The 23,022-nt window shown below is 63.4% G+C and carries 30 protein-coding genes and 1 other RNA gene; 18 read left to right on the forward strand and 13 right to left on the reverse strand.

Annotated features, from left to right (window positions below; translation table 11 throughout):
• Positions 1-173: 173 nt before the first annotated feature.
• Positions 174-725: a DUF2269 family protein gene (locus NKK51_RS19020; RefSeq protein WP_352554254.1), complete on the forward strand. Its 552-nt coding sequence runs from the start codon at positions 174-176 to the stop codon at positions 723-725.
• A 36-nt stretch (positions 726-761) separates the two neighbouring features.
• Here the strand turns inward: NKK51_RS19020 and NKK51_RS19025 are convergent, their stop codons facing one another.
• The 3 genes from NKK51_RS19025 to NKK51_RS19035 all read right to left on the reverse strand — a co-directional run bounded on the left by NKK51_RS19025 (position 762) and on the right by NKK51_RS19035 (position 2,957).
• Complete coding sequence (locus NKK51_RS19025; protein WP_352554255.1) at positions 762-1,532, reverse strand: sulfite exporter TauE/SafE family protein; 771 nt, start codon at positions 1,530-1,532, stop codon at positions 762-764.
• A gap of 117 nt (positions 1,533-1,649) precedes the next feature.
• Positions 1,650-2,378, reverse strand: coding sequence for a class I SAM-dependent methyltransferase (locus NKK51_RS19030; protein WP_128305340.1), 729 nt, complete (start codon positions 2,376-2,378; stop codon positions 1,650-1,652).
• Positions 2,379-2,477: 99 nt separating this feature from the next.
• On the reverse strand, positions 2,478-2,957 hold the full coding sequence (locus NKK51_RS19035) for an Lrp/AsnC family transcriptional regulator (protein ID WP_023811840.1): 480 nt from the start codon (positions 2,955-2,957) through the stop codon (positions 2,478-2,480).
• Positions 2,958-3,089: 132 nt separating this feature from the next.
• Between NKK51_RS19035 and NKK51_RS19040 the strand changes: the two genes are divergently transcribed.
• The 9 genes from NKK51_RS19040 to NKK51_RS19080 all read left to right on the forward strand — a co-directional run bounded on the left by NKK51_RS19040 (position 3,090) and on the right by NKK51_RS19080 (position 11,076).
• The gene (locus tag NKK51_RS19040; protein WP_352554256.1) at positions 3,090-3,995 is read left to right on the forward strand and encodes a DMT family transporter; all 906 of its coding nucleotides are present in this window, start codon (positions 3,090-3,092) and stop codon (positions 3,993-3,995) included.
• Between the two features lie 132 nt (positions 3,996-4,127).
• The gene (locus NKK51_RS19045; protein WP_023811838.1) at positions 4,128-4,775 is read left to right on the forward strand and encodes a thiamine phosphate synthase; all 648 of its coding nucleotides are present in this window, start codon (positions 4,128-4,130) and stop codon (positions 4,773-4,775) included.
• A 1-nt stretch (position 4,776) separates the two neighbouring features.
• The gene (locus NKK51_RS19050) at positions 4,777-5,817 is read left to right on the forward strand and encodes a tetratricopeptide repeat protein (RefSeq protein ID WP_352554257.1); all 1,041 of its coding nucleotides are present in this window, start codon (positions 4,777-4,779) and stop codon (positions 5,815-5,817) included.
• A 173-nt stretch (positions 5,818-5,990) separates the two neighbouring features.
• Positions 5,991-6,557: an elongation factor P gene (gene efp, locus NKK51_RS19055; RefSeq protein ID WP_013529127.1), complete on the forward strand. Its 567-nt coding sequence runs from the start codon at positions 5,991-5,993 to the stop codon at positions 6,555-6,557.
• 86 nt (positions 6,558-6,643) lie between these two features.
• Positions 6,644-7,444 carry an inositol monophosphatase family protein gene (locus NKK51_RS19060; protein ID WP_352554258.1) on the forward strand — a complete coding sequence of 267 codons (801 nt, stop codon included), beginning with the start codon at positions 6,644-6,646 and terminating at the stop codon, positions 7,442-7,444.
• Positions 7,445-7,550: 106 nt separating this feature from the next.
• Positions 7,551-8,237 (forward strand): PAQR family membrane homeostasis protein TrhA, encoded by a 687-nt coding sequence (trhA, locus tag NKK51_RS19065; protein WP_352554259.1) that lies wholly within the window; start codon positions 7,551-7,553, stop codon positions 8,235-8,237.
• A 104-nt stretch (positions 8,238-8,341) separates the two neighbouring features.
• Positions 8,342-9,367, forward strand: coding sequence for a MotA/TolQ/ExbB proton channel family protein (locus NKK51_RS19070; protein ID WP_013529124.1), 1,026 nt, complete (start codon positions 8,342-8,344; stop codon positions 9,365-9,367).
• 1 nt (position 9,368) lies between these two features.
• Entirely contained in the window at positions 9,369-10,400 is a 1,032-nt protein-coding gene (locus NKK51_RS19075) for a peptidoglycan -binding protein (protein ID WP_023811834.1), read from the forward strand.
• Between the two features lie 247 nt (positions 10,401-10,647).
• On the forward strand, positions 10,648-11,076 hold the full coding sequence (locus tag NKK51_RS19080; protein WP_128305337.1) for a hypothetical protein: 429 nt from the start codon (positions 10,648-10,650) through the stop codon (positions 11,074-11,076).
• A gap of 80 nt (positions 11,077-11,156) precedes the next feature.
• On the opposite strand, the gene NKK51_RS19085 is transcribed toward NKK51_RS19080, so the two are convergent.
• Positions 11,157-11,510 (reverse strand): DUF1304 domain-containing protein, encoded by a 354-nt coding sequence (locus NKK51_RS19085; protein WP_352554260.1) that lies wholly within the window; start codon positions 11,508-11,510, stop codon positions 11,157-11,159.
• A 142-nt stretch (positions 11,511-11,652) separates the two neighbouring features.
• Here NKK51_RS19085 and NKK51_RS19090 point away from each other — a divergent pair, with 142 nt between their 5' ends.
• Positions 11,653-13,140, forward strand: a complete 1,488-nt coding sequence (locus NKK51_RS19090; RefSeq protein WP_352554261.1) for a carboxypeptidase M32 — start codon at positions 11,653-11,655, stop codon at positions 13,138-13,140.
• A gap of 31 nt (positions 13,141-13,171) precedes the next feature.
• Here NKK51_RS19090 and NKK51_RS19095 read toward each other — a convergent pair whose 3' ends face one another.
• Positions 13,172-14,971 (reverse strand): ABC transporter transmembrane domain-containing protein, encoded by a 1,800-nt coding sequence (locus NKK51_RS19095; protein WP_352554262.1) that lies wholly within the window; start codon positions 14,969-14,971, stop codon positions 13,172-13,174.
• A gap of 206 nt (positions 14,972-15,177) precedes the next feature.
• Between NKK51_RS19095 and rpmE the strand changes: the two genes are divergently transcribed.
• Positions 15,178-15,399 (forward strand): 50S ribosomal protein L31, encoded by a 222-nt coding sequence (gene rpmE, locus NKK51_RS19100; protein ID WP_023811830.1) that lies wholly within the window; start codon positions 15,178-15,180, stop codon positions 15,397-15,399.
• A 63-nt stretch (positions 15,400-15,462) separates the two neighbouring features.
• On the opposite strand, the gene NKK51_RS19105 is transcribed toward rpmE, so the two are convergent.
• Positions 15,463-16,104, reverse strand: a complete 642-nt coding sequence (locus tag NKK51_RS19105; RefSeq protein WP_352554263.1) for a TetR family transcriptional regulator — start codon at positions 16,102-16,104, stop codon at positions 15,463-15,465.
• A 128-nt stretch (positions 16,105-16,232) separates the two neighbouring features.
• On the opposite strand from NKK51_RS19105, the gene NKK51_RS19110 reads away from it, so the two are divergent.
• Positions 16,233-16,712 (forward strand): anthrone oxygenase family protein, encoded by a 480-nt coding sequence (locus NKK51_RS19110; RefSeq protein ID WP_352554264.1) that lies wholly within the window; start codon positions 16,233-16,235, stop codon positions 16,710-16,712.
• Between the two features lie 5 nt (positions 16,713-16,717).
• The gene (locus NKK51_RS19115) at positions 16,718-16,879 is read left to right on the forward strand and encodes a glycine zipper domain-containing protein (RefSeq protein WP_502895188.1); all 162 of its coding nucleotides are present in this window, start codon (positions 16,718-16,720) and stop codon (positions 16,877-16,879) included.
• Between the two features lie 18 nt (positions 16,880-16,897).
• On the opposite strand, the gene NKK51_RS19120 is transcribed toward NKK51_RS19115, so the two are convergent.
• The 3 genes from NKK51_RS19120 to NKK51_RS19130 form a co-directional block, all read right to left on the reverse strand.
• A complete protein-coding gene (locus tag NKK51_RS19120; RefSeq protein WP_352440973.1) occupies positions 16,898-17,194 on the reverse strand; it encodes an Rdx family protein in 297 nt (98 codons plus the stop codon).
• Positions 17,195-17,207: 13 nt separating this feature from the next.
• A complete protein-coding gene (locus NKK51_RS19125; protein WP_352440974.1) occupies positions 17,208-17,957 on the reverse strand; it encodes a YebC/PmpR family DNA-binding transcriptional regulator in 750 nt (249 codons plus the stop codon).
• A gap of 214 nt (positions 17,958-18,171) precedes the next feature.
• Complete coding sequence (locus tag NKK51_RS19130; RefSeq protein WP_352554265.1) at positions 18,172-18,495, reverse strand: ArsR/SmtB family transcription factor; 324 nt, start codon at positions 18,493-18,495, stop codon at positions 18,172-18,174.
• A gap of 52 nt (positions 18,496-18,547) precedes the next feature.
• Between NKK51_RS19130 and NKK51_RS19135 the strand changes: the two genes are divergently transcribed.
• The 4 genes from NKK51_RS19135 to NKK51_RS19150 all read left to right on the forward strand — a co-directional run bounded on the left by NKK51_RS19135 (position 18,548) and on the right by NKK51_RS19150 (position 20,360).
• Positions 18,548-19,030 carry an SRPBCC domain-containing protein gene (locus NKK51_RS19135; protein ID WP_352554266.1) on the forward strand — a complete coding sequence of 161 codons (483 nt, stop codon included), beginning with the start codon at positions 18,548-18,550 and terminating at the stop codon, positions 19,028-19,030.
• Between the two features lie 28 nt (positions 19,031-19,058).
• Positions 19,059-19,451, forward strand: coding sequence for a VOC family protein (locus tag NKK51_RS19140; protein ID WP_352554267.1), 393 nt, complete (start codon positions 19,059-19,061; stop codon positions 19,449-19,451).
• 53 nt (positions 19,452-19,504) lie between these two features.
• A complete protein-coding gene (locus tag NKK51_RS19145; protein ID WP_352554268.1) occupies positions 19,505-19,867 on the forward strand; it encodes a VOC family protein in 363 nt (120 codons plus the stop codon).
• Between the two features lie 61 nt (positions 19,868-19,928).
• Complete coding sequence (locus NKK51_RS19150) at positions 19,929-20,360, forward strand: SRPBCC family protein (RefSeq protein WP_352440979.1); 432 nt, start codon at positions 19,929-19,931, stop codon at positions 20,358-20,360.
• 15 nt (positions 20,361-20,375) lie between these two features.
• Here the strand turns inward: NKK51_RS19150 and NKK51_RS19155 are convergent, their stop codons facing one another.
• The 4 genes from NKK51_RS19155 to ssrS form a co-directional block, all read right to left on the reverse strand.
• On the reverse strand, positions 20,376-21,137 hold the full coding sequence (locus NKK51_RS19155; protein WP_128305329.1) for a TerC family protein: 762 nt from the start codon (positions 21,135-21,137) through the stop codon (positions 20,376-20,378).
• Positions 21,138-21,211: 74 nt separating this feature from the next.
• Positions 21,212-22,036, reverse strand: a complete 825-nt coding sequence (locus NKK51_RS19160; RefSeq protein ID WP_023811815.1) for a TIGR00282 family metallophosphoesterase — start codon at positions 22,034-22,036, stop codon at positions 21,212-21,214.
• A gap of 68 nt (positions 22,037-22,104) precedes the next feature.
• Entirely contained in the window at positions 22,105-22,692 is a 588-nt protein-coding gene (locus NKK51_RS19165) for a 5-formyltetrahydrofolate cyclo-ligase (protein WP_128305328.1), read from the reverse strand.
• 96 nt (positions 22,693-22,788) lie between these two features.
• Positions 22,789-22,944: non-coding RNA, 6S RNA (gene ssrS, locus NKK51_RS19170), on the reverse strand.
• Positions 22,945-23,022: the final 78 nt, after the last annotated feature.

Here is a 23,022-nt window from a genome sequence, read left to right on the forward strand (position 1 = left end):
CAGATAGTGCATTCACAATCTCGGCGACTTCGTAAGTTGAGGGCAGGCTGAAACAGAGCCGAATTTTTCGCGACATCGTACCGAAACAGGCACCACGCAAAACGCCCGCTCCTCTGACGGCCGGCGCAAATCAGCGCTGCCGCAAACCTGACCGGACACTGCAGGAGCAACCCATGGACTGGTACTCGATCGTCAAATTCCTCCACGTCACTACCGCCATTCTGTGGGTCGGAGGCGGCTTCGTGCTGTTCCTGCTGGGCATGCTTGCCGAGCGGGCGGGCAACATCGAGGAAAAACTGCAGGCAATGCGCGCCAGCGGTCAGCTGGGCGGCAGGTTCTTCGCGCCGATGTCGATGCTGACGCTGATTTTCGGCCTCATCATGTGCTGGTTCTGGGTCGGCTTCTCCGACCTATGGATCCTCATCGGCCTGGCCGGCTACGCCACGACCTTTTCGATCGGCATGTTGATCTTCAAGCCGACGGGCGAGCGCATGGGCGAGATGATCGCCAAGGAGGGCGTCACACCGGCTGTTCTTGCCATCGGTCAGCGCATGATGAGCGCGGCACGCTTCGACTATGCGGTGATGCTGGTGATCATCGCCGACATGGTGCTCAAGCCGACCGCGCATGATATCGGCATCCTCGCCGGCATGGTGCTGGTCGTCGTGGCCGGCGCCACACTGGCCTTTGGCGGCAACCGTCGCCTCGTGCCGAGCGCCGCGTGACCCCCGGATAAACAGGGCGGCTGCGCGGCCGCCTTTCTACATCAAGCCAGCGATGCCGTCCCAAAGCAGCTTCAGCGCCACGACCGCGACGGTTGCGTAGGTGAAGGGATAGAATGTTTCCGGGCGCATCCGTCGCACCAGCCACGCCCCGGCAATGGTCGACAGCGGCGCCAGCGGCATCAGCGCCGCCGATGCCGTCAGATTGGCGGTGTCGAACTGGCCGAGCGCGAAATAAGGAACCAGCTTCAGCGCATTGGTGGCGGCAAAGAAGATCGCGGCGGTGCCCGACAGAACTTTCGGATCGAGACGGATCGGCAAGGCATAGACCTGGAAGGGCGGGCCGCCGACATGGGCGACGAAACTGGTGAACCCGGCGACCGTGCCCCAGACCGCGGCGGCCACACGGTTGGGCGCGGCTGCGTGGTCGGCGCCGTGGCGGAACTGCAGATAGAGCCAGCGCAGGACGAAGATGATGGCGACGGCGCCGACGATCAGCCGCACCGCCTCTTCGGTGACCAGTGCCGCCGTCAGCCAGCCAAGGCCGATGCCGATGACGGCGCCCGGCATCATGTCGACCAGCATCTTTCTGTTATAAACGCCCCACCATGTCCATACCGAGACGATATCCATCAGGCACAGGATCGGCAGCAGGATGGCCGCCGCCTGCACCGGCGGCATGGTCAGCGCCATCAGCGGCACGCCGACGAAGCCGACGGCGCCGCCAAAGCCGCCCTTGGACAGGCCGACCAGAATGACCGCCGGAATGGCGGCCGCATAGAACCACGGGTCGAGAAGCAGGCCGGACATGGGAGGGGGACTGGTCTGGAGGGAAAGCGTATCGACGCTTGAATAGCCCAGAATCCCGAGCGGGGCGACAACAAATATCGGCAGGGCCGCCCCATCCCTTGGCTGTCGGCGCCTTGCCTATCGGCGGGCCGAAACCAGCAGGAACATCGGCCGCTCTAGCTCCTCAGCCAGTTCGGGTTTGGCCGCAATCTGTGCGTCGGTCGGGCGGAATTCCTCGACATGGTCGATGGTGAAGCCGGACCGGATCAGAGCGTTGAGCGTGGTGCCGATCGTGCGGTGATGTTTCACCACACCCTTGGCCAGCCAGTCCGTCCGGCGCGGTCCTTCAACCAGGTACTGGTCGACAGGCCATGTCTTGCGGCCCTCGGCATCGATTGCCCAGCCGGGATTGGTCGGCGCCATGAAAATCGGATGCTCGGTCGAGAAGACGAAATGCCCGCCGGGCGCCAGCGCCTGATGCACGGTCCTGAACAGACGCATCACGTCCTCGACATAGTGCAAGGCGAGCGAACTGTAGACGAAATCGAAGCTGGCTTGCCGCAGGCTGAGCTGATCGAGGTCGGCCGTCTCATAGGTGATGCCGGCGTCCGGGCCGGCCGCTCTCGCCCGGGCAAGCATCTTTTCCGACAGGTCCAGGCCAAGCACATGCACCGCCCCGTGCTCGTGCGCCCAGCGGCAGAACCAGCCGAATCCGCAGCCGAGATCGGCGACTCTCGAGCCGCTGACATCGGGCAGCATCGCGCGCAGCGCCGGCCACTCGGCGGCGCCATCCAGACCTTCGACGGAACGGCCGAGCTGGCTGTAGCCTGCGAAGAAATCCTCCCGGTCGTATATATTCTGCGCCATGACGGTCTCGATTCGTTTGGCCGGCACCCTAACCAACCGGCCCGGCTTTCCACCCGGCTTCGATCGGCCCTCTGAAAACATGGCCGAGCCCAGCCTGGCTCAGGAAGCCTGCAAGGCCTTTACCCTGTCACGAGGCGCGGTTGCATCGAGCGGCGGCGGCCGCCGCCGGATCGGCTGCGCCTTGATGATGGCGGTGCTGGTCTCGGCCTTGTCGGCGATGCGGTCGAGAATCCCGTCGAGATCACCGATCGAGCGCACGAACAGCCGGGCGACGAAACAGTCATCGCCCGTCACCTTGTCGCATTCGCCGAATTCGGGGATTTCCTCGATCAGCTTCTGGACGATGTGCAGCTTGCCCGGCAGAGGCCGGATGCGCACGATTGCCTGCAAGGTATAGCCGAGCGCCAGCGGATCGATCTCGACAGTGAACGCCCGGATGACGCCGCGCTCCTCGAGCCGTCGAAGCCGCTCCGAAACGCTTGGCGACGACAGCCCGACCTGGCTGGCCAGCTCCTTCAGCGAGGTGCGCGCATCCTTGACCAGGATTTCAAGGAGATTTCGGTCGAGATCATCAAGCATTTTACATTTCTCGCTGATTTGGAACCACCGCCTAATATAATTAGGTAACTTATTCATACATCCTTTCTGATCGGATGGAAAGCCGCGTTTCCGCATGAGATTATGACGGTTCAACTGATACGGAGGTTTGTTGTGAACGATACAGTGCGTGGCACGGTCGAAATGTCCGCCGCAATGGCGATCCTGGGAACGATCGGATGGTTCGTCGTCCTGTCCGGCCAGCCGATCATGGATGTGGTGTTCTGGCGCTGCGCGTTCGGCGCGCTGACGCTGCTCATCATCTGCACCGCCCTGGGGCTGCTGCGCAACCGACTGTCGTTGCGCATCATCGGCATCGCCGCGCTCGGTGGCGTCGCCATCGTCGTCAACTGGCTTTTGCTGTTCAGCGCCTTCTCCCGCGCGTCGATCTCGATCGCCACCGCCGTCTACAACACGCAGCCCTTCATGCTGGTCGGCTTCGGCGCGCTCTTCTTCGCCGAGCGGCTGACCTTGACCAAGCTGACCTGGCTGGCCATCGCCTTCGCCGGCATGGTGCTGATCGTTGAGGCCGCTCCCGACGCCGGTGATGTCGGGACGGATTACTTTACCGGCATCGTCATGGCATTAGGCGCGGCTTTCTTCTGGGCCGTCGCCGCCATCCTCACCAAGAAGCTCAAGGGCACGCCGCCGCACCTGATCGCGCTGATCCAGGTCTGCGTCGGCGTGGTCATGCTGGCGCCGTTCGCCAATTTTTCCCAGCTTCCGGCCGATGCGTGGAGCTGGACCATGCTGGCGACGCTCGGCATCGTCCACACCGGCCTCATGTACATATTGATGTACGGCGCCATCCAGAAGCTGCCGACGCATCTGCAGGGGTCGCTGTCCTTCATCTACCCCGTCGTCGCCATCCTGGTCGATGTCGTCGCCTTCGGCCATCGGCTGCATCTGAGCCAGATCGTCGGCGCCACCGCCATCCTGATCGCCGCCGCCGGCATGAATCTCGGCTGGACGCTGTGGAAGGGCAAACCGCCCGTCGCAAGCCCGCACCCGATCAAGTAAAGCGGTCCGCCGGCGTCTGGCGGGCCAACATCGCGATCCCGGCTGCCCGCCTGTTCAAAGCGGGCACTTTGCTCTATGCCGCAATCCAACCATCTTCGCCCGGCATAGGCGAAACGCGGGACCCGAAGAACCATGAATGACGCAACGCCCCCCAACCGCTGTCGCATTGTGCTGATCGCGCCGCCCGGCGTGCCGGCGGCCCGAATCGCCGCGGCATTCGAAGGCGGCGACGTCGCTTCGCTGATCCTGCCCGAGAACGGCATGGATGAGGCCTCCTTCCAGGCTTTCGCCGAACAGATCGTGCCGGCAGCGCAAGCCGCCGGTGCGGCCGTTATTATCGCCGGCGACACCCGCATAGCCGGCCGCGTCCAGGCCGACGGCATCCATGTCGAGGTCTCCAAGGCCGAGCTGGCCGAGACGATCGAACACTTCCAGGCAAAGATGATGGTCGGCACCGGCGGCGCCAAGACGCGTGACGACGCGCTCGAGCTTGGCGAGACACGGCCCGACTACATCTTCTTCGGCCGCTTCGGCTACGACAACAAGCCCGAACCACACCCGCGCAACCTGTCGCTCGGCAGATGGTGGGCGGATATGATCCAAATCCCGTGCATCGTCATGGCCGGATCCGACATCGCCTCGGTCGAAGCCGTGGGCGCCACCGGTGCCGAATTCGTGGCGCTGTCGAGCGCCGTGTTCGCCGACGGCACCGATCCTAGGACAGCGGTCGCCAGCGCCAACGCGCTGCTCGACGAAACCGCGCCACGCTTCGAGGACTGACGTGCCCTCGGCGAGGCTTCCCCTCCAGGCCCTGCTTGCGATGCTGATGGTCCAGGCAGCGGCCGCGGAGACCATCCCGCTGCCGCAGCCCAAGCCGGAAATCGGCGTGCACACCGACAAGCCGATCGACAAGCCGCTGCCGCAGCCCGCCACCACGGCAGAACCGGCGCCGCTGCCGTCGGCCGACACGGTCAATCCCGACCGCTTCGGCGCAAAACCCGCCGACGCGGCCTATGGCGCCTTCCAGCGCGGTCTCTACAAGACAGCTTACAATTTGGCATTGGTCCGGGCGCAAAACGGCGATCCGGCGGCGCAGACCTTGGTGGCCGAGATCCTGTCGCGGGGGCTCGGTGTACCGGTCAATTCGGCGCAGGCGGCGAAATGGTACGCGCTGGCCGCCGAACAGGGTGTGCCGGAATCGCAGTTCCAGTATGCGCTGATGCTGCTCGACGGCCGCTATGTCAAAAAGGATGGAAAAGAAGCCTACGCCCTGATGCAGGCCGCCGCCGAAGCCGGCAACCGGCTGGCGCAATTCAATTTCGCGCAGATGCTGGTCCAGCAGGACCCCGGCGATGCCGGCATGGCCAAGGCGGTCTCCTACTATGAGCGCGCCGCCGCGACCGGCCTCGCGGACGCGCAATATGCGATGTCGCAGATCTACGCCAATGGCGTCGGCGGCAAGCCACGCGACGACGCCCAGGCAAGGCGCCTGCTGGCGCAGGCAGCCAGGCAGAACTACGACACCGCGCAGATCGATCTCGCCGCCTGGATGATCGAAGGCCGCGGCGGTGCGCGCGACCTGAAATCCGCCTTCGGCTGGATGAAGCAGGCGGCGGAAGGCGGCAATGTCGCCGCCCAGAACCGCCTGGCCAAGCTCTATATGCAAGGCATCGGCACCGATCCGGACCTTGTGCTTGCCGGCGCCTGGTACGTCGTCGCCCGCCGTGCCGGCCTCATCGACCCCCAGATGGACGACTTCCTGCAGGGGCTGGACGACGACCAGACCAAGCAGGCGCTGCAGAAGGCCAACCGGCTGCCTTGACGGCGGTTCTCGCGGTCAAGGCAAGTGTAACCCCGGCTCCCTGGCCTGGTTCCAACCTGCCCGCTCCCTTGCCTCTTCTGGCGATTTGTGGTCTTGGGAGCCCGAAATCGCTTTCCCTGCGAACATCCCATACCAACGGCGTGGCCGTTGGCATCATTCCGGATCATCTCATCATGGCCAAGATCAATGGCAACGAAATCCGTCCCGGCTATGTCATCGAGCATGATGGCGGCCTTTGGGTGGCGGTCAGGACCAACACCGTCAAGCCCGGTAAGGGCGGCGCCTACAATCAGGTCGAACTGAAGAACCTCATCAACGGCACCAAGCTCAACGAGCGCTTCCGCTCGGCCGAGACGGTCGAACAGATCCGGCTCGACCTGAAGGATTTTTCCTTCCTCTACGCGCAGGAAGACGCACTGGTGTTCATGGACACCCAGAGCTACGAGCAGCTCGAATTGAACAAGGACTTCGTCGGCGATCGCGCCGCCTTCCTGCAGGACGGCATGATGGTGACGGTCCAGCTCTACGAAGAGCGGCCGATCGGCATTTCGCTGCCCGACTATGTGACGCTGACCATCACCGAGGCCGACCCGGTGGTGAAGGGTCAGACGGCGGCATCGTCCTACAAGCCGGCGATCCTGGAGAACGGCATCCGCGTCCTGGTGCCGCCCTTCATCGGCGCCGGCGAGCGCATCATCGTCGACACCAACGAAATCACTTACGTGCGCCGCGCCGACTGACGCATGTCGCCCAAAAGTGGCCCCGGTTCTGGGTCACCGACATGCATCGAGGCGGAGTTTAAAGCGCAGCACCGGGAAAAAGCACTATGGCACGCTCAGCCCTTCTCAACGTCATGGTCCAGGCCGCAATGAAGGCCGGCCGCTCGCTGTCGCGCGACTTCGGCGAGGTGCAGAACCTGCAGGTCTCGATGAAAGGCCCCGGCGACTATGTCAGCCAGGCCGACCGCAAGGCAGAGGACATCGTCTTTGCCGAACTGTCCAAGGCTCGGCCCGGCTATTCCTTCCTGATGGAGGAGCGCGGTGCGGTCGAAGGCGACGACGGCCAGCATCGCTGGATCGTCGACCCGCTCGACGGCACCACCAATTTCCTGCACGGCATTCCGCTCTTTGCCGTTTCGATCGCGCTGGAGCGCCAGGGCCAGATCGTCGCCGGCGTCATCTACAATCCGGCGATGGACGAACTCTACACCTGCGAACGCGGCGGCGGCGCCTTCATGAACGACCGCCGCTTGCGCGTCGCTGGCCGCATCAAGCTGGTCGACACCGTGATCGGCTGCGGCATGCCGCATCTCGGCCGCGGCCACCACGGCAATTTCCTGGTCGAACTGCGCAACGTCATGGCCGAGGTTTCCGGGGTCCGCCGCCTCGGCTCCGCCTCGCTCGATCTTGCCTATGTCGCCGCCGGCCGCATGGATGGCTTCTGGGAAACCGGCCTGTCGGCCTGGGACATCGCCGCCGGGCTGCTTTTGATCCGCGAGGCGGGCGGCTTCGTCTCCGACATGGACGGCGGCCAGGACATGCTCGACAACGGTTCGGTCGTCGCCGGCAACGAGGTCATCCAACGCGCTTTGCTTAAGGCCGTCAAGAAGCCGCTCTCGGCGCGCTGACAGGCACGCCGCGCTGATGCGCCGCAGTCGCAAAACCGCAACGAAAGCTTGAAATACTGCCCGGCATGCGCCCAAATTGGAGGGCGCGGTGCAGGAACCCGGCTTAGTGAGAGACAACGAACCCTACCCCGATATCCCGTTCATCGGACGCTGGCACTATTCGCGTGCCGAGATGATCGCAGACGGTGTCGTCCACGCGGTCGGCATCGTGCTGGCGATATCGGCCGGTTCCGCACTGCTTGCGCTGGCGGCGTTCCGTGTCGGACCGGGCGAATACATCGCCGCCGCCTTCTACGTGGTTTCGCTGCTCACCGTGCTCTCGGTGTCGATGACCTACAATCTGTGGCCGGTGTCGTCGCCGGCAAAATGGGTGTTGCGGCGTTTCGACCACGCCGCGATCTATCTGCTGATCGCCGCGACCTACACGCCTTTCCTGGCGCAGCTCGAAGGCTCGCCGCTGGCGCGCTGGATGATCGTGCTGGTCTGGACCGCGGCAGTGCTGGGCATTGCCATCAAGGTGTTCTTTCCCGGCCGTTTCGACCGGCTGGCGATCGGCTTCTATCTCGCCATCGGCTGGAGCGGCATCATCCTGGTCAAGCCGCTTGTCCAGACACTGCCGACGACATCGATAGCGCTGATCGTCGCCGGCGGCATCGTCTATTCCTGCGGCGTCATCTTCTTCGCCTGGAAGGGGCTGCGCTTCCACAACGCGCTGTGGCACGGTTTCGTCGTCACCGGCGCCGGCCTGCATCTGGCCGCCATGGTCGACTGTCTGGTCATCAATCGCCTCTGACACTATCGACGCGGCAATATTGCCAAGCGCCATTCAATTTGGTCACAATTCCGTTTAGAGTCGCGGTTTACGTGATCGGCGGCGGCATCGGAAACGGGGCACGGATGGCTTTTCTCAGATCCTTCGGCATGGGCAGACGTTCTGATGTCCTGATCTACGACCCGCATAAACTATCGAGCCCGCAGGTCTTTTTGCTGACCATGGTGATCTTCCTGGTCATCGTCGCCTTCATCGCCGCCATTCTGACCCGACAAATCTCGACCGCCTTTGGCAGCAATCCCGGCCTCAATGGCCTGATCGTCGGCGTGCTGGTGGTCGGCATCCTTTTGGCCTTCGCCCAAGTCGGGCGACTGTTTCGCGAAGTGCGCTGGGTCAACTCCTTCCGTGCCGGCTCTGAGACGACCGAACCGGTGCTGCTGGCGCCGATGAAGGCGATGATCGGCCGTTCCTCGGCGATGGCCTTCTCGACCAGTTCGATGCGCACCATGCTCGATTCCATCGCCACCCGCCTCGACGAAAGCCGCGACACCTCGCGCTATCTCGTCGGCCTGCTGGTGTTCCTCGGCCTGCTCGGCACCTTCTGGGGCCTGTTGAACACCATCGGCTCGATCCGCGAGACCATCGAATCGCTCGATCCCGGCACCGGTGACGCCGCCGCGGTGCTCGATTCCCTGAAGCAGGGGCTTTCCGCGCCGCTGGCCGGCATGGGCACGGCCTTCTCGTCCTCGCTGTTCGGCCTCTCCGGCTCGCTGGTGCTCGGCTTCCTCGACCTGCAGGCCGGCCGCGCCCAGACGCGCTTCTACACCGAACTGGAAAACTGGCTGTCCTCGGTGACCGACCTGTCGTCGGACATCGTCGTCGCCGACCCAGCCAAGACCGAATCCTCCGACGAGATCCGGGTGCTGTCGGAACGGCTGCGCAGCATGCAGGAGAATGGCGGCGGCTCCAACCCGCGCGTCGCCACCGCCATGGCCAATCTCGCCGACGGCATTTCCGGCCTGGTCAAGAACATGCGCTCGGAACAGCAGATCATGCGCGACTGGGTCGAGGCCCAGTCCGACGAGCAGAAGGCGATGCGCAACACGCTGGAAAAGATCGCCGATGCCCTGAAGAAGCCCGGAGTGCACTGAAGTGGCACTCGCCAGGGGCCGGCGCACCGATCGCCGCATCGACTACTGGCCGGGCTTCGTCGACGCGCTGTCGACGCTGCTTTTGGCCATCATGTTCCTGCTCACGGTCTTCGTGCTGGCGCAGTTCCTGCTGGGACGCGAAATCTCCGGCAAGGATACGGCACTCTCGCGCCTAAACTCCCAGATCAACGAACTGACGCAGCTGCTGGCGCTGGAGCGCTCGACGGCGCAGGACAAGGATGACTCGCTGGCCAATCTGCAGGCATCGCTGTCGGCGGCGGAAGCGGAAAGGAGCCGGCTCCAGCAATTGCTGGCGCAAGGTGCGGGCGCCGGCGACGCCGCCAACCAGCGCGCTGCGGCGCTCGGCGGCGAACTCGACAGCCAGCGCCAGATCAGCCAGCAGGCACTGAGCCAGGTCGAGATCCTCAACCAGCAGATCGCGGCACTGCGCAAGCAGATCGGCGCGCTCGAGGATGCGCTCAACGTCTCCGAAATCCGCGACCGCGATTCAAACACCAAGATCGCCGACCTCGGCCGTCGCCTCAACGTCGCACTGGCGCAGCGCGTGCAGGAATTGAACCGCTACCGCTCCGACTTCTTCGGCCGTTTGCGCGAAATCCTCGCCGACCGCGAGAACATCCGCATCGTCGGCGACCGCTTCGTCTTCCAGTCGGAAGTGCTGTTCCCGACCGGCTCCGAGGTGATCAACGATGCCGGCAAGGTCGAGATGAAGAAGCTCGCCGACGCCATCATCGAGCTGCAGAAGGAAATCCCGCCCGAGATCAACTGGGTGCTGCGCGTCGACGGCCACACCGACAACAAGCCGCTCTCCGGCGCCGGCCGCTACCGCGACAATTGGGAACTGTCGACGGCCCGTTCGACCTCGGTGGTGAAATTCCTGATCGAAAACGGCGTGCCTGCCAACCGGCTCGTAGCCGCCGGTTTCGGTGAGTTCCAGCCGCTCGACCCCGCCGACACCGAAGAGGCGCGCAACAAGAACCGCCGTATTGAACTGAAGCTCACCGAACGTTGATCCGTCCTCACGCGAACTCACGCGAACTTGTTCGTCGGCTCAACTCTAGGGCGCATACCGAGGCCGGCAAGGCCTGAAAAGATTATCTTTTTTTAATTACACATTGTCGCGGGGCGGTCCTAGCTTGCCGCCCGGGCCGAGAACCGCCGGCGATGAATCCCCCTCATCGCGACGCGACGGAACCGGACGGCCAAGGCCGGAAGGCAGGCGGACAACCGCCGCTTTCCTCTACAAGAGGAGACGCGTGATGCGCTCTTTCAAGACCTCGCTTAGAACTGCTACACTCACGGCGTTCCTCATCGCCGTTCCGCTTGCCGGTGCCTATGCCGCGGGCCATCACAAGGGCGCTCTCGACGCGACCGATCCGACCGACATGACTGGCCCGCGTGTCGAGGCGCTTATCGCACAGGTGCAGGGCGTCCGGCAGGGCATCGTGGACGCAAGACAGGCCAACAACATCACCCCGGCCGTGGCGGAACGCCTGGAAATGCGCACGGCCCACATCAGTCAGGCGGCAGAGAAAGTCGCCGCGTCCTATCATGGCAGGATACCGGCCGCGCAATACCATGACCTGTTGCGTCGTCTCGACAATGTCGACCAGCGGTTGATGATCGATACCGGCAGTGGTTTCCTGATCGGCGACGGCGCCGACGGCGGCAATTACCCGAACGGCTAAACGGTCCAAGAGGACGGCTGAAACGGTCCAAGAGGAAGGGACCGCCTGACGCCTTCGGGGGCCTCCCGCGGGCGTCCTTTTTACCAGCCGAGCCACACCGCGATCAGGGCAGCCGCCGCCGGCACGGTCTGGATGAACAGGATCTTGCGCCCGACCGTTGCCGCGCCATAGAGGCCGGCAATGGCCACGCAAGCCAGAAAGAAGACTTTGACCTGGAAACCGGCCGCACCAAGGTATAACCCCCAGATGAGCCCGGCGGCGAGGAACCCGTTGTAGAGTCCCTGATTGGCGGCGAGCACTTTCGAGGCACTGGCGAATTCCCGGGTCAGGTTGAAAGCCTTGTGTCCGCGCGGCGTGTCCCACAGCACCATCTCCAGATAGACGATGTAGGCATGGATCAAGGCCACCAGCCCGACCAGGATGTTGCCGATCATTTTTTCCCCCCTTGATGTGTTGCCGGCAGCATTTCATGCGCGGCCTCGCCTGCGCAAGGTGCATCTGCTGGACGGCGTCTGAGGGTTGCCAACGCCTTTGCGTTGGTATCTTTTCGCGCCGTCCCCAATCACGGAAGCCGCCATGTCCTTTCAGAAACTCGATAATCTCGGCCACAAGCTCGAAGCACTCGAGCATGCGCTGGCCATCCTCGGTGCCGACGAGGCCACCCACATGGCCGTCGGCGGCGGCGAGAAGCGTGCCGAGGCGATCTCGGCACTGGCCGGCATGTATCACACCAGGGCAACGGCGCCGGAGATAGCAGACTGGATCGCCGCGGCAGAGCAGGAAGCGTTGGGTGAAGAGCAGCGCACCGCGGTCTCGGAACTGCGGCGCCAATATACCAACCTGACCTGCCTGCCGGTCGAATTCGTCGAACGCCAGACGACCGCGCGCATGCGTTGCGAGCAGCTGTGGCGCGGCCTGCGCGGCAAGAACGACTGGGCAGGCTTCCAGCCGGCGCTGGAGGGCGTCGTGGCGCTGGTGCGCGAGGAGGCGGCGCTGCGTGCCGATGTGCTCGACCTAGCCCCCTATGACGCGCTGATGGAGCAATACGACCCCGGCAACCGCACCGCCGACATCACGCCAGTCTTCACCGACCTGAAGGCTTTCCTGAAAAGCTTCGTGCCGGAGGCGCTGGCGGTCCAGGACGCGCGGCTGCGCAAGCGCCCGCTGAAGCCGCTCTCAGGCACCTATGCGATCGACCGGCAGCGCGAGCTCGGCCTTGCCATGATGGCGGCGGTCGGCTTCGACCTGACACACGGGTCGCTGTCGATGTCGCACCATCCTTTCTGCGGCGGCGTGCCGAGCGACGTGCGCATCACCACCCGCTACAAGACGTCCGACTTCCTGTCGGCGCTGATGGGCGTGCTTCACGAGACCGGCCATGCGCTCTACGAACAGAACCTGCCCAAGGCATGGTCGCACTGGCCGCTCGGCAAGGCGCGCGGCATGGCCGTGCATGAAAGCCAGAGCCTGTTCGTCGAAAAACAGCTCGGCCGCAACCCGGCCTTCTGGAACTGGGCGCTGCCGGTGGTTGAAAAGCATCTCGGTGAGGCCTGGTCGCTCGACGATATCCTGCCGCATGTGCATCGCGTCGAGCGCGGCCTGATCCGTGTCGATGCCGACGAGGTGACCTACCCCCTGCATGTCATCCTGCGCTACGAACTGGAGCAGGAGCTCGTCGCGGGCCGGCTGGAGGTCGCCGACCTGCCCGAAGCCTGGGACGCCAAGATGCGCGATTACCTCGGTCTTTCCACCATCGACAATCCGGCCGACGGGCCGATGCAGGACGTGCATTGGCCAGGGGCCGCCTTCGGCTATTTCCCCTCCTACACGCTGGGCGCGATGATGGCGGCGCAGCAATGGGCGGCGCTGACGCGGGATCATCCTGCCGCCGATGACGATCTCGCCAAAGGCAATTTCAAGGCGATCAACGAGTGGCGCCGCGAAAAAATCTGGTCGCAGGGATCACGCTGGTCGACGCCGGATCTGCTCGAACGCGCTACCGGCGAAAAGCTCAACGCCACCTATTTCGTGAACCATCTGAAGCAGCGATACGGAGCCGTATAGTGGCTGCCGGCACAGCGGCAGATGTTTCTGCCTACTCCGCCGCGCCTCTGAAGGCGCTGGCGCCGGTTTCGAACTGCAGCTTGGCCAGACGCGCATAGATGCCGCCCTTGGCGACAAGGCTCTGATGCGTGCCTTCCTCGACGATCGAGCCGCCATCCATGACCAGGATCCTGTCGGCCTTCAGCACCGTTGCCAGGCGGTGGGCGATGACGATCGTGGTGCGGCCCTGCATCAGGCGTTCCAACGCGGTCTGCACCAGCGTCTCGCTTTCGGCGTCGAGTGCCGAGGTGGCCTCGTCGAGCAGTAGGATCGGCGCGTCGCGCAGGATGGCGCGGGCGATCGCCACCCGCTGGCGCTGGCCGCCTGACAGCGTCACGCCGCGCTCACCGACCTGGCTGTCATAGCCTTTTTCCAGCTTGAGGATGAATTCATCGGCAAGTGCATCCTTCGCCGCCGTCTCGATTTCGGCCTTGCTGGCTCCCGGCCGGCCGAAACCGATATTGTCACGCGCGCTTGCCGCGAAAATGGTGACGTCCTGCGGCACGATCGCGATGCGATGGCGGACCGAAACGGGATCGGCCTCGCGCACGTCGACACCGTCGATCAGGATCTTGCCTGTTTCGGGATCGTAGAAGCGCAGGATCAGTGAAAACACCGTGCTCTTGCCGGCCCCTGACGGCCCGACGATCGCCACCGTCTCGCCGGGCATGACCTGAAAACTCAAGCCGTGCACGGCGGCGCGGTCGGGCCTTGCCGGGTAGGAGAAGGAGACATTGTCGAAGACGATCGCGCCCTTGGCCACCGCGGGCAGCGGCTTCGGATCGGCGGGCGCCTGGATCGCCGGCTTCTCGGCCAGGATCTCGGTCAGCCGTTCGGCGGCACCCGCCGCTTGCGCGAGCTCGCCCCACACTTCCGACAGCGCCCCCAGCGCGCCGGCGGCGAACACCGAATAGAGCAGGAACTGGCCGAGCGTACCCGGCGATATCGAGCCTTCGAGCACGTCGCGCGAGCCGAACCACAGCACCGCCACAACGGACGAGAAGATGGTGAAAATGGCGAAGAAGGTAAGGAAGGAGCGCGCGAAGATCGAGGAGCGTGCCGCCTCGAAAGCAGCTTCCACCGCGGCCGAGAAATGCCCGGTGACCAGCTTCTCATTGGTGAAGGCCTGCAGCGTGCGCACCGCGCCGATCTGTTCGCTGGCATAGGCCGTGGCATCGGCCAGCGTATCCTGCGCCTGGCGTGATTTGCGCCGCACCGAACGGCCGAAAGCGACCAACGGCAGCACGATGACAGGTATAGCGACAATGACGAGGCCTGACAGTTTCGGGCTGGTGATGACCATCATCCCCACCGCGCCAAGACCGAGGATTACGTTGCGCAGCGCCACCGAGGCCGTCGCTCCGACCGCCGACTTGACCTGCGTCGTGTCGGCGGCAAGCCGCGACACGATCTCGCCCGACTGGGCGGTGTCGAAAAAGGCAGGCGACAGCGTCGTCACATGGGCAAACACATCGCGCCGGATATCGGCGACGACGCGCTCGCCCAGCGTGATGACGAAATAGTAGCGGCCGGCCGATGCCGCCGCCAGCAGGGCGGCCATCGCCACCAGGGCGGCGAAATATTCGGCGATGAAGGTGGTGCTGGACGACGAAAAACCATGATCGATCATGCGTCGCACCGCCAGCGGCAGCGCCAGCGTGGTTGCCGCCGCGATGACCAGCGAGATGATGGCGCCGACGACCAGCGTGCGATAGTGCGTGATGTACGGGAACAGGCGCCGGAGCGGCTTGAGCGAACGCCGGCGCTCGTCTGCGCTGGTGATTTGCGCCATCCCGATGTTTCCTCCAGCCGCCCTTGGGGTCTGCGCCTCAATATGCGCTTGCCGCGGCCTTGTGATTCAATTCCGGCTGATGTATAGGCTCGCCGACCGTTTTAGAAGCCGTGGCTCCTCAATAGCTGCGGCTTCGAGTTTTAAAAAGAGGCGCATCGACGCAGGCTTATGCCCGTCGGCAGCGCCGGCAAGCCAGGAACCGAGCCATGAAGAGCGCTATTCATCCCGACTACCACACCATCAAGGTCGTCATGACCGATGGCACCGAATACACGACCCGTTCGACCTGGGGCAAGGAAGGCGATACGATGAACCTCGATATCGACCCGACCACCCACCCGGCCTGGACCGGCGGCCAGCAGACCCTGCTCGACCGCGGCGGCCGCCTGTCGAAGTTCAAGAAGCGTTTCGAAGGTTTCGGCATCTAACTCAACGAGCTTTCACAGATCGAAAACCCGTCCTTGTGGCGGGTTTTTTGTTGCGGCGCGGCGCTACTCGGCCAGCAATTCCCTTAGCGCCATGCGCTTGTAGGCGGCGACCAGCCTGTCGCCCTCCTGGCGCTCAACCGAGATCGCCAGCCGCATGGCGGCCTCGCCCATCTGCCAGACCAGAAACGCCGTGGTTTCCAGTGTCGCCGGATCGACCGCCGGCCGCAGCCGTTTCAGCACCGCGGTGAGGAATTCGGCGTTGGCGCGGCTGTCGGCGAGTTCGAGTTGGCGCAGCGCCTTGTCGGCCTGCGTGCCCGACCAGATGTCGCGCATCACCGGCTCGGCCAGGAACAGCCGGTAATAGATGTCGACTAACTCTGAAAACGCGGACTGCAGGCCTTCGGCGTCGCTGACGCCGGCGAGTGCCGCCGAGATGCAGGCTTGGCTTTCGGCGGTGTAGCGCTCGGCCAGCGCCCAGATGATCGCCCGCTTGTCCGGAAAGAACTGGTAGAGCGAGCCGATCGACACACCGGCCCGTTCCGCCACTTCTCCCATGCGCATGGCATCGCTGCCTTGCTCGGCGATCAGCGCCGAGGCAGCCGCCAGCATGCGCTCGACCCGCTCGCGGCTGCGCTGCTGGCTCGGCGCCCGGCGCGGTGAAGCAACCTGCTCCTGCGGGGAAACGGGGGCTGCCGTGTCTTCCAATGACTGACTCCAAATGCATCAAAATCGCTTGACTCACAAAATACGAGGGTTTGTCACGTTTTGCAAACGTGAGGATTATTCATGTTTTTGCGCGAAGGAAAACATAACGGGCATATGGAGCAAATGACATGATCGCGAAACTTCTTCCCACCCTCATCTTCATTGCCGCACTCGGCTCAGGCGTCGTCGGCGGCGTCTTCTTTGCTTTCTCCAGCTTCGTCATGCCGGGCCTCGCCCGCATGCCGGCCGCAAGCGGCATTGCCGCGATGAATTCGATCAATGTCACAGCTGTGACCCCGCTGTTCATGACAGCGCTGTTCGGCACGGCGCTCGTCTGCATCGTTGTCGCCATCGGTGCGGTGATTGGCTGGAGCCAGCCGGGTTCGCTCTGGCTGATTGCCGGCAGCCTGCTCTATCTCATCGGCATCGTGGTGGTGACGATGATCTTCAACGTCCCGCTGAATGATGCGCTCGCCGCCGTCGATCCAGCCAGCAGCAATGGCGCAGCCCTGTGGCCACGCTACCTCAATGAATGGGTGATGTGGAACCATGTCCGCGCCATCAGCGGCATGGCCGCGCTGGCATCCTTCTGGTTCGCCACGCGTTGACGACGATGGAGCGACCGATGAAGGATCAATACGCAAATATGGCCTTCGGCATGGCAATCGGAGTTGGTGTCGGTGCCGCGATCGGCACCGCTCTGGATGACCTTCCGATGGGCGTCGCCGTGGGTATTGCGATTGGCGCCGCCTTCGGTGCGTGGCCACGCAAGTGACGGCAGCGCCGGCGACCTCTACGCCTTTGTCTTCCGATCGGAATGACCGAGGTCGCGATCCGGGTCGATGACGTCGCGGACCAGTTGCTTCAGTTTGGCCGCGTCCGGAAAACCGCCGTCGCGCTTGCGGTCCCAGACCAGCACGTCATTGCAGCTGATGGTGAAGATGCCCCCAGTGCCGGGCACCAATGTCACCTCGCCGAGATCGGTGCCGAAGGTCGACAGCAGTTCCTGAGCCATCCAGCCGGCGCGCAGCAGCCAATGGCACTGCGTGCAGTAGGTGATGCGGATGGCGGGGAGTATCTGCTCGCTCATGCCGGGCTTCCGCTCATGCCGCGCTGAGCTTGGCCATGGTCTCGTCGTCGACTTCAAAGTTGGCGTAGACGCTCTGCACGTCGTCGTCGTCCTCGAGCGTGGCAACCAGCTTCATCAGCGACTGTGCCCGGTCCTCGTCGACCGGAACATTGTTTTGCGGCTTCCAGATCAGCTTCACCGATTCCGCCTCGCCGAGTGCGCCTTCCAGCGCCTTCGAGACCTCGCCGAGATTTTCGAAGGCGCAATAGATCGTGTGGCCTTCCTCATCCGACTCGACATCATCGGCGCCGGCTTCGATTGCCGCGTCCATGACCTTGTCGGCACTGCCTGCGGAGGCCGGATAGTAGATTTCGCCGGCACGGTCCCACATGAACGACACCGAGCCGGTTTCACCGAGCGCTCCGCCGGCCTTGGTAAAGGCGGCGCGCACATTCGACGCCGAACGGTTACGGTTGTCGGTCAGCGCTTCGACGATGACCGCGACGCCGCCCGGGCCATAGCCCTCATACCGCACGGCTTCGTAGTTCTCGGCGTCGCCCATCGAGGCCTTGTTGACGGCACGCTGGATGTTGTCCTTCGGCATCGACACCGCCTTGGCGTTCTGGATCGCAAGGCGCAAGCGCGGGTTCATCGATGGATCGGGCGTCCCGCTCTTGGCGGCGACGGTGATTTCGCGCGCCAGCTTGGAAAACATTTTCGACCGCACCGCATCCTGGCGGCCCTTGCGGTGCATGATGTTCTTGAACTGTGAATGGCCGGCCATGGCACCCCTGTCGTCTTCTCGGCTAGAGCATCCCGAAGCGAAGTGATCTGACCTCGTCTGCCGCAATGCCCGAATTCAAAATTTCAGAGCGTCCCAGGTGCAACTCGTGGAAGCACGACGTTCTCTGTCGGAATGGCCGGCTTATAGATAAATCGGCTCAATTCGTCCAGCCGCACCGCGCAAGACATGGCACTGCATGGCATGCTGCGACCGCTCACGACTCGAGATCCGACTTCAGCCGGTCGATGATGCTGAGCGCATGACCGGCATACTGGCTGATCCAGCGATCATGGATCTGCTTGATCGGCAGCGCGTTGAGATGGTTCCAGCGCTCGCGGCCGTCGCGCCGCGCAACGATCAGGTCGGCCTCCTCCAATACCTTGAGATGCAGCATGACGGTGCAGCGATCGATGTCGGGAAAGGCCTCGCACAGCATGCCGGTCGTCCTCGGCGCGTCCTTCAGCTGATCCAGTATTTCACGCCGGCGCGGATGCGCCAGCGCCTTGAAAACATTGTCGTCTTGCGATCGGCTTGACATGTTATCTTTCTATAACATATTGTTGGGCCGATCAAGGGAAGGAGTTGTGGATATGTCACTTGGATTCAGTGTTTCCGGACGCATCGGCAAGCCGGTCGCCGACGTCTTCGACGCGGTCGTCAATCCAAAGAAACTGAGCGGCTACTTCACCACGATCGGCGGCGCCAGCGCCCCGCTGGAAGCTGGCACCGGCGTCGTCTGGTGGGGCAAGGTGCCGGTCGAGGTCGACGAAGTGGTCAAGGACAGCCGCATCGTGCTGCGCTGGGATGCCACCGACGCCGACGGCAAACCCGCCTACAAGACCCGTATCGAGATGAATTTCGAGCCGCTGGACGATGGCGGCACCTTCGTCACCATCGCCGAGAGCGGTTGGCAGGAAGGCGCGGTCGGCCTGAAGAAGTCCTACCTCAATTGCGAGGGCTGGTCGCAGATGCTGGCCTGCATGAAGGCCTATGTCGAATACGGCATCAATTTGCGCGACGGCTACTATCGCAGCGAGATGAAGGGCGAACCCGCCAACGAGACCAATATCTGAGCCACCATGGGGAGGATGGAGATCCGCGATGAAGAAAGTAACGCCATTCCTGATGTTCGAGGGCAAGGCCGAAGAGGCAATGACGCTCTATTGCGAGACCATTCCCGGCAGCGGCGTCCTTGACGTCACAAATTACGGCCCCGGCGAAGATGGCCCGGACGGAACGGTCAAGCTGGCGCGCGTGTCGATCGCTGGCCTGGAAGTCATGGTCTTCAACAGCCCCGTGCACCACGCCTTCACGTTCACGCCGTCGGTCTCGCTCTATGTGGACTGTTCCTCAGAAGAGGAGCTGAACCGAATTGTCGAGACACTGGCCAAGGACGGTGGGTTTCTGATGCCGCCCGACAGTTACGGCTTCAGCCGCCGTTTCGCATGGCTCAACGACAGGTTCGGGGTCTCCTGGCAGATCAATCTCGCATGACTGGTCTGGGCAAGGGCGACCAACAACAGCTGAACACGACAACGGAGCCAGCTATGACCACGAAAATCACCGGCGGCATCAACATCGCCATGAAGGTGCCGCCGCACCAGTATCAGGCGACGATCGCCTTCTACCGCGACGTCGTCGGCCTGAAGCCTTTCACGGACAAGGCGCCGGCCATCGGCTTCGAGCTTGGCCCCAACCGTCTGTGGATCGACGAGGCGCCGATGATGAGCCACGCCGAAGTGTGGCTGGAACTGTTCACCAAGGATTTCCCCATGGCTGCGGATCATTTAGCCAAGGCTGGCGTTGTGCGTTGCGATGCCATCGAGCCCCTGGGCGAGGGCTTCCGCGGCGGCTGGATCACCAACCCCGCCAATATCATCCACATGCTGCGCGAACCGGACGCCTGGTGAGCGCCAAGCCACGAAAGGAGCATCCGATGGACATCCAGAAAAACCGACCGCCGAAGCCGGCATGCTGATCCGGCGGCCTGTCGCCGAGGTGTTCGAGGCCATCGTCGACCCCGCCATTACAACGAAATTCTGGTTCACTCATGGCAGCGGCCGGCTGGACAGCGGCAAGCAGATCCGCTGGGAATGGCGCATGTACGGCGTGTCGACGACGGTCGACGTCAGCGAGATCGTCGCGAACGAAAAGATCGTCATGCAATGGAGCGATCCGCCGACCACGGTGGTCTGGACCTTCACCGAAATGCCCGACGAGACGACTTTTCTCGAGGTTCGCAATTTCGGCTTTGCCGGCAATGGCGACGAGCAGGTGAAAGAGGCCGTCGGCTCAACCGGCGGCTTCACGCTGGTACTGGCCGGCGCCAAGGCGTGGCTGGAACAGGGCCTGACGCTCGGCCTGATCGGCGACCGTCACCCGAAGGGCGTGCCAGGACATTAGGTATTCAGGGTCTGCCTAATGCCCGCCGCCCGACTTCTTACGTCGCCGCGCCAGCATGTTGAGCCCCTCGACCAATGCCGAAAAGCCCATCGCCGCATAGATGTAGCCCTTGGGCACATGGTAACCCATGCCGTCTGCGATAAGCGTCATGCCGATCATCAGAAGGAAGCCCAGCGCCAGCATGACAATGCTCGGGTTCTTGGCGATGAAGTTGGCCAGCGGCCCGGCCGCCAGCATCATCACGCTCACCGCCACGATCACGGCGATGTACATGATGGCGATCTCGTCGGTCATGCCGACGGCGGTTATGATTGAATCGATCGAGAAGACCAGGTCGAGCAGCAATATCTGGAAGATCGCGCCGGCAAGGCTGATCTGCAGCGTCTCGCCCATCATCGTATCCTTGTGGTCGTCGGGATCGACCGTGTGATGGATCTCCTTGGTCGCCTTCCAGACCAGGAACAGGCCGCCGGCGATCAGGATCAGGTCGCGCCAGGAAAAACCGTGGCCGAAGGCCGTGAACACCGGCGTGGTCAGCTGGACGATGATCGAAATGGTGGCCAGCAGCACCAGCCGCATGATCAGCGCCGCCGAGATGCCGAGCCGGCGGGCACGGGCCCGTTGTGCTTCCGGCAGCTTGTTGGTCAGGATCGAGATGAAGATCAGGTTGTCGATGCCGAGCACGACCTCGAGCACAATCAGCGTCAGCAGCGCGACCCAGGCGGTCGGGTCGGACACGAATTGGAAATGCGGCGCCAGGAATTCGATGAGCTGCATGGAGGTCGTCCCCTCTTTTAACGATCTAGAGCAGTGTCGCCGGCAGTTAGGTACTAAGCGTGCCTATATCAATGTCAGGACCAGAAGGACGGTGCGGTTTCTTCCAGCCGTGGCCCGCGACGAAACGGCGCGATCCGCTCGGTCAGCCCTGTGCGGTCGGAAATATCGACGCCAACGCCGCACAAGGTCGCCGGTCCGGTCGCCGCCTCGAAGCGGCCTTTCGGCACCTTCGACAGGAACCGGTTGAGCGGCTCCTCCTTGTCCATGCCGAGCGAGGAATCGTAGTCCCCGCACATGCCGGCGTCGGACATATAACCGGTGCCGCCGTTGAGGACCTGGTGATCGCCGGTCGGCTGGTGGGTGTGGGTGCCGACGACGAGGCTGGCGCGGCCGTCGACGAAATGCGCGAAGCACATCTTTTCCGAGGTCGCCTCGGCGTGGAAGTCGATAATCACGGCATCCGCCTGCTCGCCGAGCGGACAGGCGGCAAGCTCGCGTTCGCCGGCCTGGAACGGATCGTCGAGCTCGGGATGCATGAACACCCGGCCCATGATGTTGGCGACCAGCACGCGCGCGCCGCTCCTGGCGATATAGACACCGGAGCCGCGCCCGGGCGTGCCCTTGGGAAAGTTGGAGGGACGCAGGAAGCGCTCTTCACGCGGCGCGAAGGCGAGCGCGTCGCGCTGGTCCCAGACATGGTTGCCGGTGGTGACGACATCGGCACCGGCGGCGATCGTCTCGCGAAAAATATCTTCGGTGATGCCGAAGCCGCCCGCGGCGTTCTCGCCATTGACGATGACGAAATCGAGTTTGAAGTCGGAGATCAGGCCGGGCAGTTGTTCCCACACCGCCGTCCGTCCTGTCTTTCCAACCATGTCACCGAGGAAAAGAAGTCTCATATGATCCCGCACCGAAGTCAGCGAAAGCTGCATGACGCCAGTGAAGATCATGCGTCCCTTGTACTTATCTACAATTTTGGCGCGAAGCGGCGCAACCCGCTCTCGGTCAGTATTTCCGGAATGACGACGTCATGTTCCTCATCCGGCACCATTGCCACCTCCTGGCAGTCGAAGGCGATGCCGACCAGCCGCGGCGGCTGTCCCTTGTCGATCAGCTTGGCGATGGCGCGGTCGTAATAGCCGGCACCATAGCCGATGCGATGGCCGCGCGCATCGAAAGCGGCGAGCGGCACCAGCATCACAGAGGGGTCGAGCACCTCGGCTTCCTCGTGAGGGCCGACCGTGCCGAAACCCATCTCGACCATCGGCGCGCCGCGCACCAGTTCGCGAAAGACAATGGTGGTCTTGTCGAGAATGGCCGGCAGGCAAAGCCGCGCGCCCTTTTCACGCAAGGCAAACATCAACGGCCGAACGTCGACTTCAGAACGCATCGGCCAGAAGCCGGAAACGATCTGGCCTGGCTCGACATGGAGATGATCGCGTGCCGTCTCTGCCATTTCAAGCGCGACCTCCACCCGCCAGAACTCATCGAGCGCATCGCGGCGTCCGAGGGCCTCACGGCGAAGCTGCTTTTTCAGGTCTTTGAGAGAGGTCATGCAGCCAGGGTAGAAAAGGTCAGATCTGGATGGAGTTTTGGGAGCGACGTTTTCCACCGCAATCATCCACCGAAATGCGGGACGCGTGGCAATAAGTGACGATCCACACAACCGGTGGAGAGAGCGATCCCGGGAACCTACAAAGTAGGTGGGCGCCGTGTGAGAAAACCCACGGGTCTTCCCAGGGACAGCTCCCTAAGGATCGTTAAGGCCCCGGGGAAAATGTTCTCCTGCCGGGAAGCACAGACCGTCCCGCCCAATATAGGCTGCCGGCCGGCTAAGCGCCAGTGAGACGGGCATATGTTTCCATCAGGGTTCAAGCCCATTCGT

It is taken from the genome of Mesorhizobium sp. M0011 (assembly GCF_040324155.1).
Classification (GTDB): Bacteria; Pseudomonadota; Alphaproteobacteria; order Rhizobiales; family Rhizobiaceae; genus Mesorhizobium.

Coding starts and splice junctions, on each gene's coding strand:
- NKK51_RS19020 (WP_352554254.1), top strand. CDS start 174: ATGGACTGGTACTCGATCGTCAAATTCCTCCACGTCACTACCGCCATT.
- NKK51_RS19025 (WP_352554255.1), bottom strand. CDS start 1,532: ATGTCCGGCCTGCTTCTCGACCCGTGGTTCTATGCGGCCGCCATTCCG.
- NKK51_RS19030 (WP_128305340.1), bottom strand. CDS start 2,378: ATGGCGCAGAATATATACGACCGGGAGGATTTCTTCGCAGGCTACAGC.
- NKK51_RS19035 (WP_023811840.1), bottom strand. CDS start 2,957: ATGCTTGATGATCTCGACCGAAATCTCCTTGAAATCCTGGTCAAGGAT.
- NKK51_RS19045 (WP_023811838.1), top strand. CDS start 4,128: ATGAATGACGCAACGCCCCCCAACCGCTGTCGCATTGTGCTGATCGCG.
- efp (WP_013529127.1), top strand. CDS start 5,991: ATGGCCAAGATCAATGGCAACGAAATCCGTCCCGGCTATGTCATCGAG.
- NKK51_RS19060 (WP_352554258.1), top strand. CDS start 6,644: ATGGCACGCTCAGCCCTTCTCAACGTCATGGTCCAGGCCGCAATGAAG.
- NKK51_RS19070 (WP_013529124.1), top strand. CDS start 8,342: ATGGCTTTTCTCAGATCCTTCGGCATGGGCAGACGTTCTGATGTCCTG.
- NKK51_RS19080 (WP_128305337.1), top strand. CDS start 10,648: ATGCGCTCTTTCAAGACCTCGCTTAGAACTGCTACACTCACGGCGTTC.
- NKK51_RS19085 (WP_352554260.1), bottom strand. CDS start 11,510: ATGATCGGCAACATCCTGGTCGGGCTGGTGGCCTTGATCCATGCCTAC.
- NKK51_RS19090 (WP_352554261.1), top strand. CDS start 11,653: ATGTCCTTTCAGAAACTCGATAATCTCGGCCACAAGCTCGAAGCACTC.
- NKK51_RS19095 (WP_352554262.1), bottom strand. CDS start 14,971: ATGGCGCAAATCACCAGCGCAGACGAGCGCCGGCGTTCGCTCAAGCCG.
- rpmE (WP_023811830.1), top strand. CDS start 15,178: ATGAAGAGCGCTATTCATCCCGACTACCACACCATCAAGGTCGTCATG.
- NKK51_RS19110 (WP_352554264.1), top strand. CDS start 16,233: ATGATCGCGAAACTTCTTCCCACCCTCATCTTCATTGCCGCACTCGGC.
- NKK51_RS19115 (WP_502895188.1), top strand. CDS start 16,718: ATGGAGCGACCGATGAAGGATCAATACGCAAATATGGCCTTCGGCATG.
- NKK51_RS19120 (WP_352440973.1), bottom strand. CDS start 17,194: ATGAGCGAGCAGATACTCCCCGCCATCCGCATCACCTACTGCACGCAG.
- NKK51_RS19125 (WP_352440974.1), bottom strand. CDS start 17,957: ATGGCCGGCCATTCACAGTTCAAGAACATCATGCACCGCAAGGGCCGC.
- NKK51_RS19130 (WP_352554265.1), bottom strand. CDS start 18,495: ATGTCAAGCCGATCGCAAGACGACAATGTTTTCAAGGCGCTGGCGCAT.
- NKK51_RS19135 (WP_352554266.1), top strand. CDS start 18,548: ATGTCACTTGGATTCAGTGTTTCCGGACGCATCGGCAAGCCGGTCGCC.
- NKK51_RS19140 (WP_352554267.1), top strand. CDS start 19,059: ATGAAGAAAGTAACGCCATTCCTGATGTTCGAGGGCAAGGCCGAAGAG.
- NKK51_RS19145 (WP_352554268.1), top strand. CDS start 19,505: ATGACCACGAAAATCACCGGCGGCATCAACATCGCCATGAAGGTGCCG.
- NKK51_RS19150 (WP_352440979.1), top strand. CDS start 19,929: ATGCTGATCCGGCGGCCTGTCGCCGAGGTGTTCGAGGCCATCGTCGAC.
- NKK51_RS19155 (WP_128305329.1), bottom strand. CDS start 21,137: ATGCAGCTCATCGAATTCCTGGCGCCGCATTTCCAATTCGTGTCCGAC.
- NKK51_RS19160 (WP_023811815.1), bottom strand. CDS start 22,036: ATGAGACTTCTTTTCCTCGGTGACATGGTTGGAAAGACAGGACGGACG.
- NKK51_RS19165 (WP_128305328.1), bottom strand. CDS start 22,692: ATGACCTCTCTCAAAGACCTGAAAAAGCAGCTTCGCCGTGAGGCCCTC.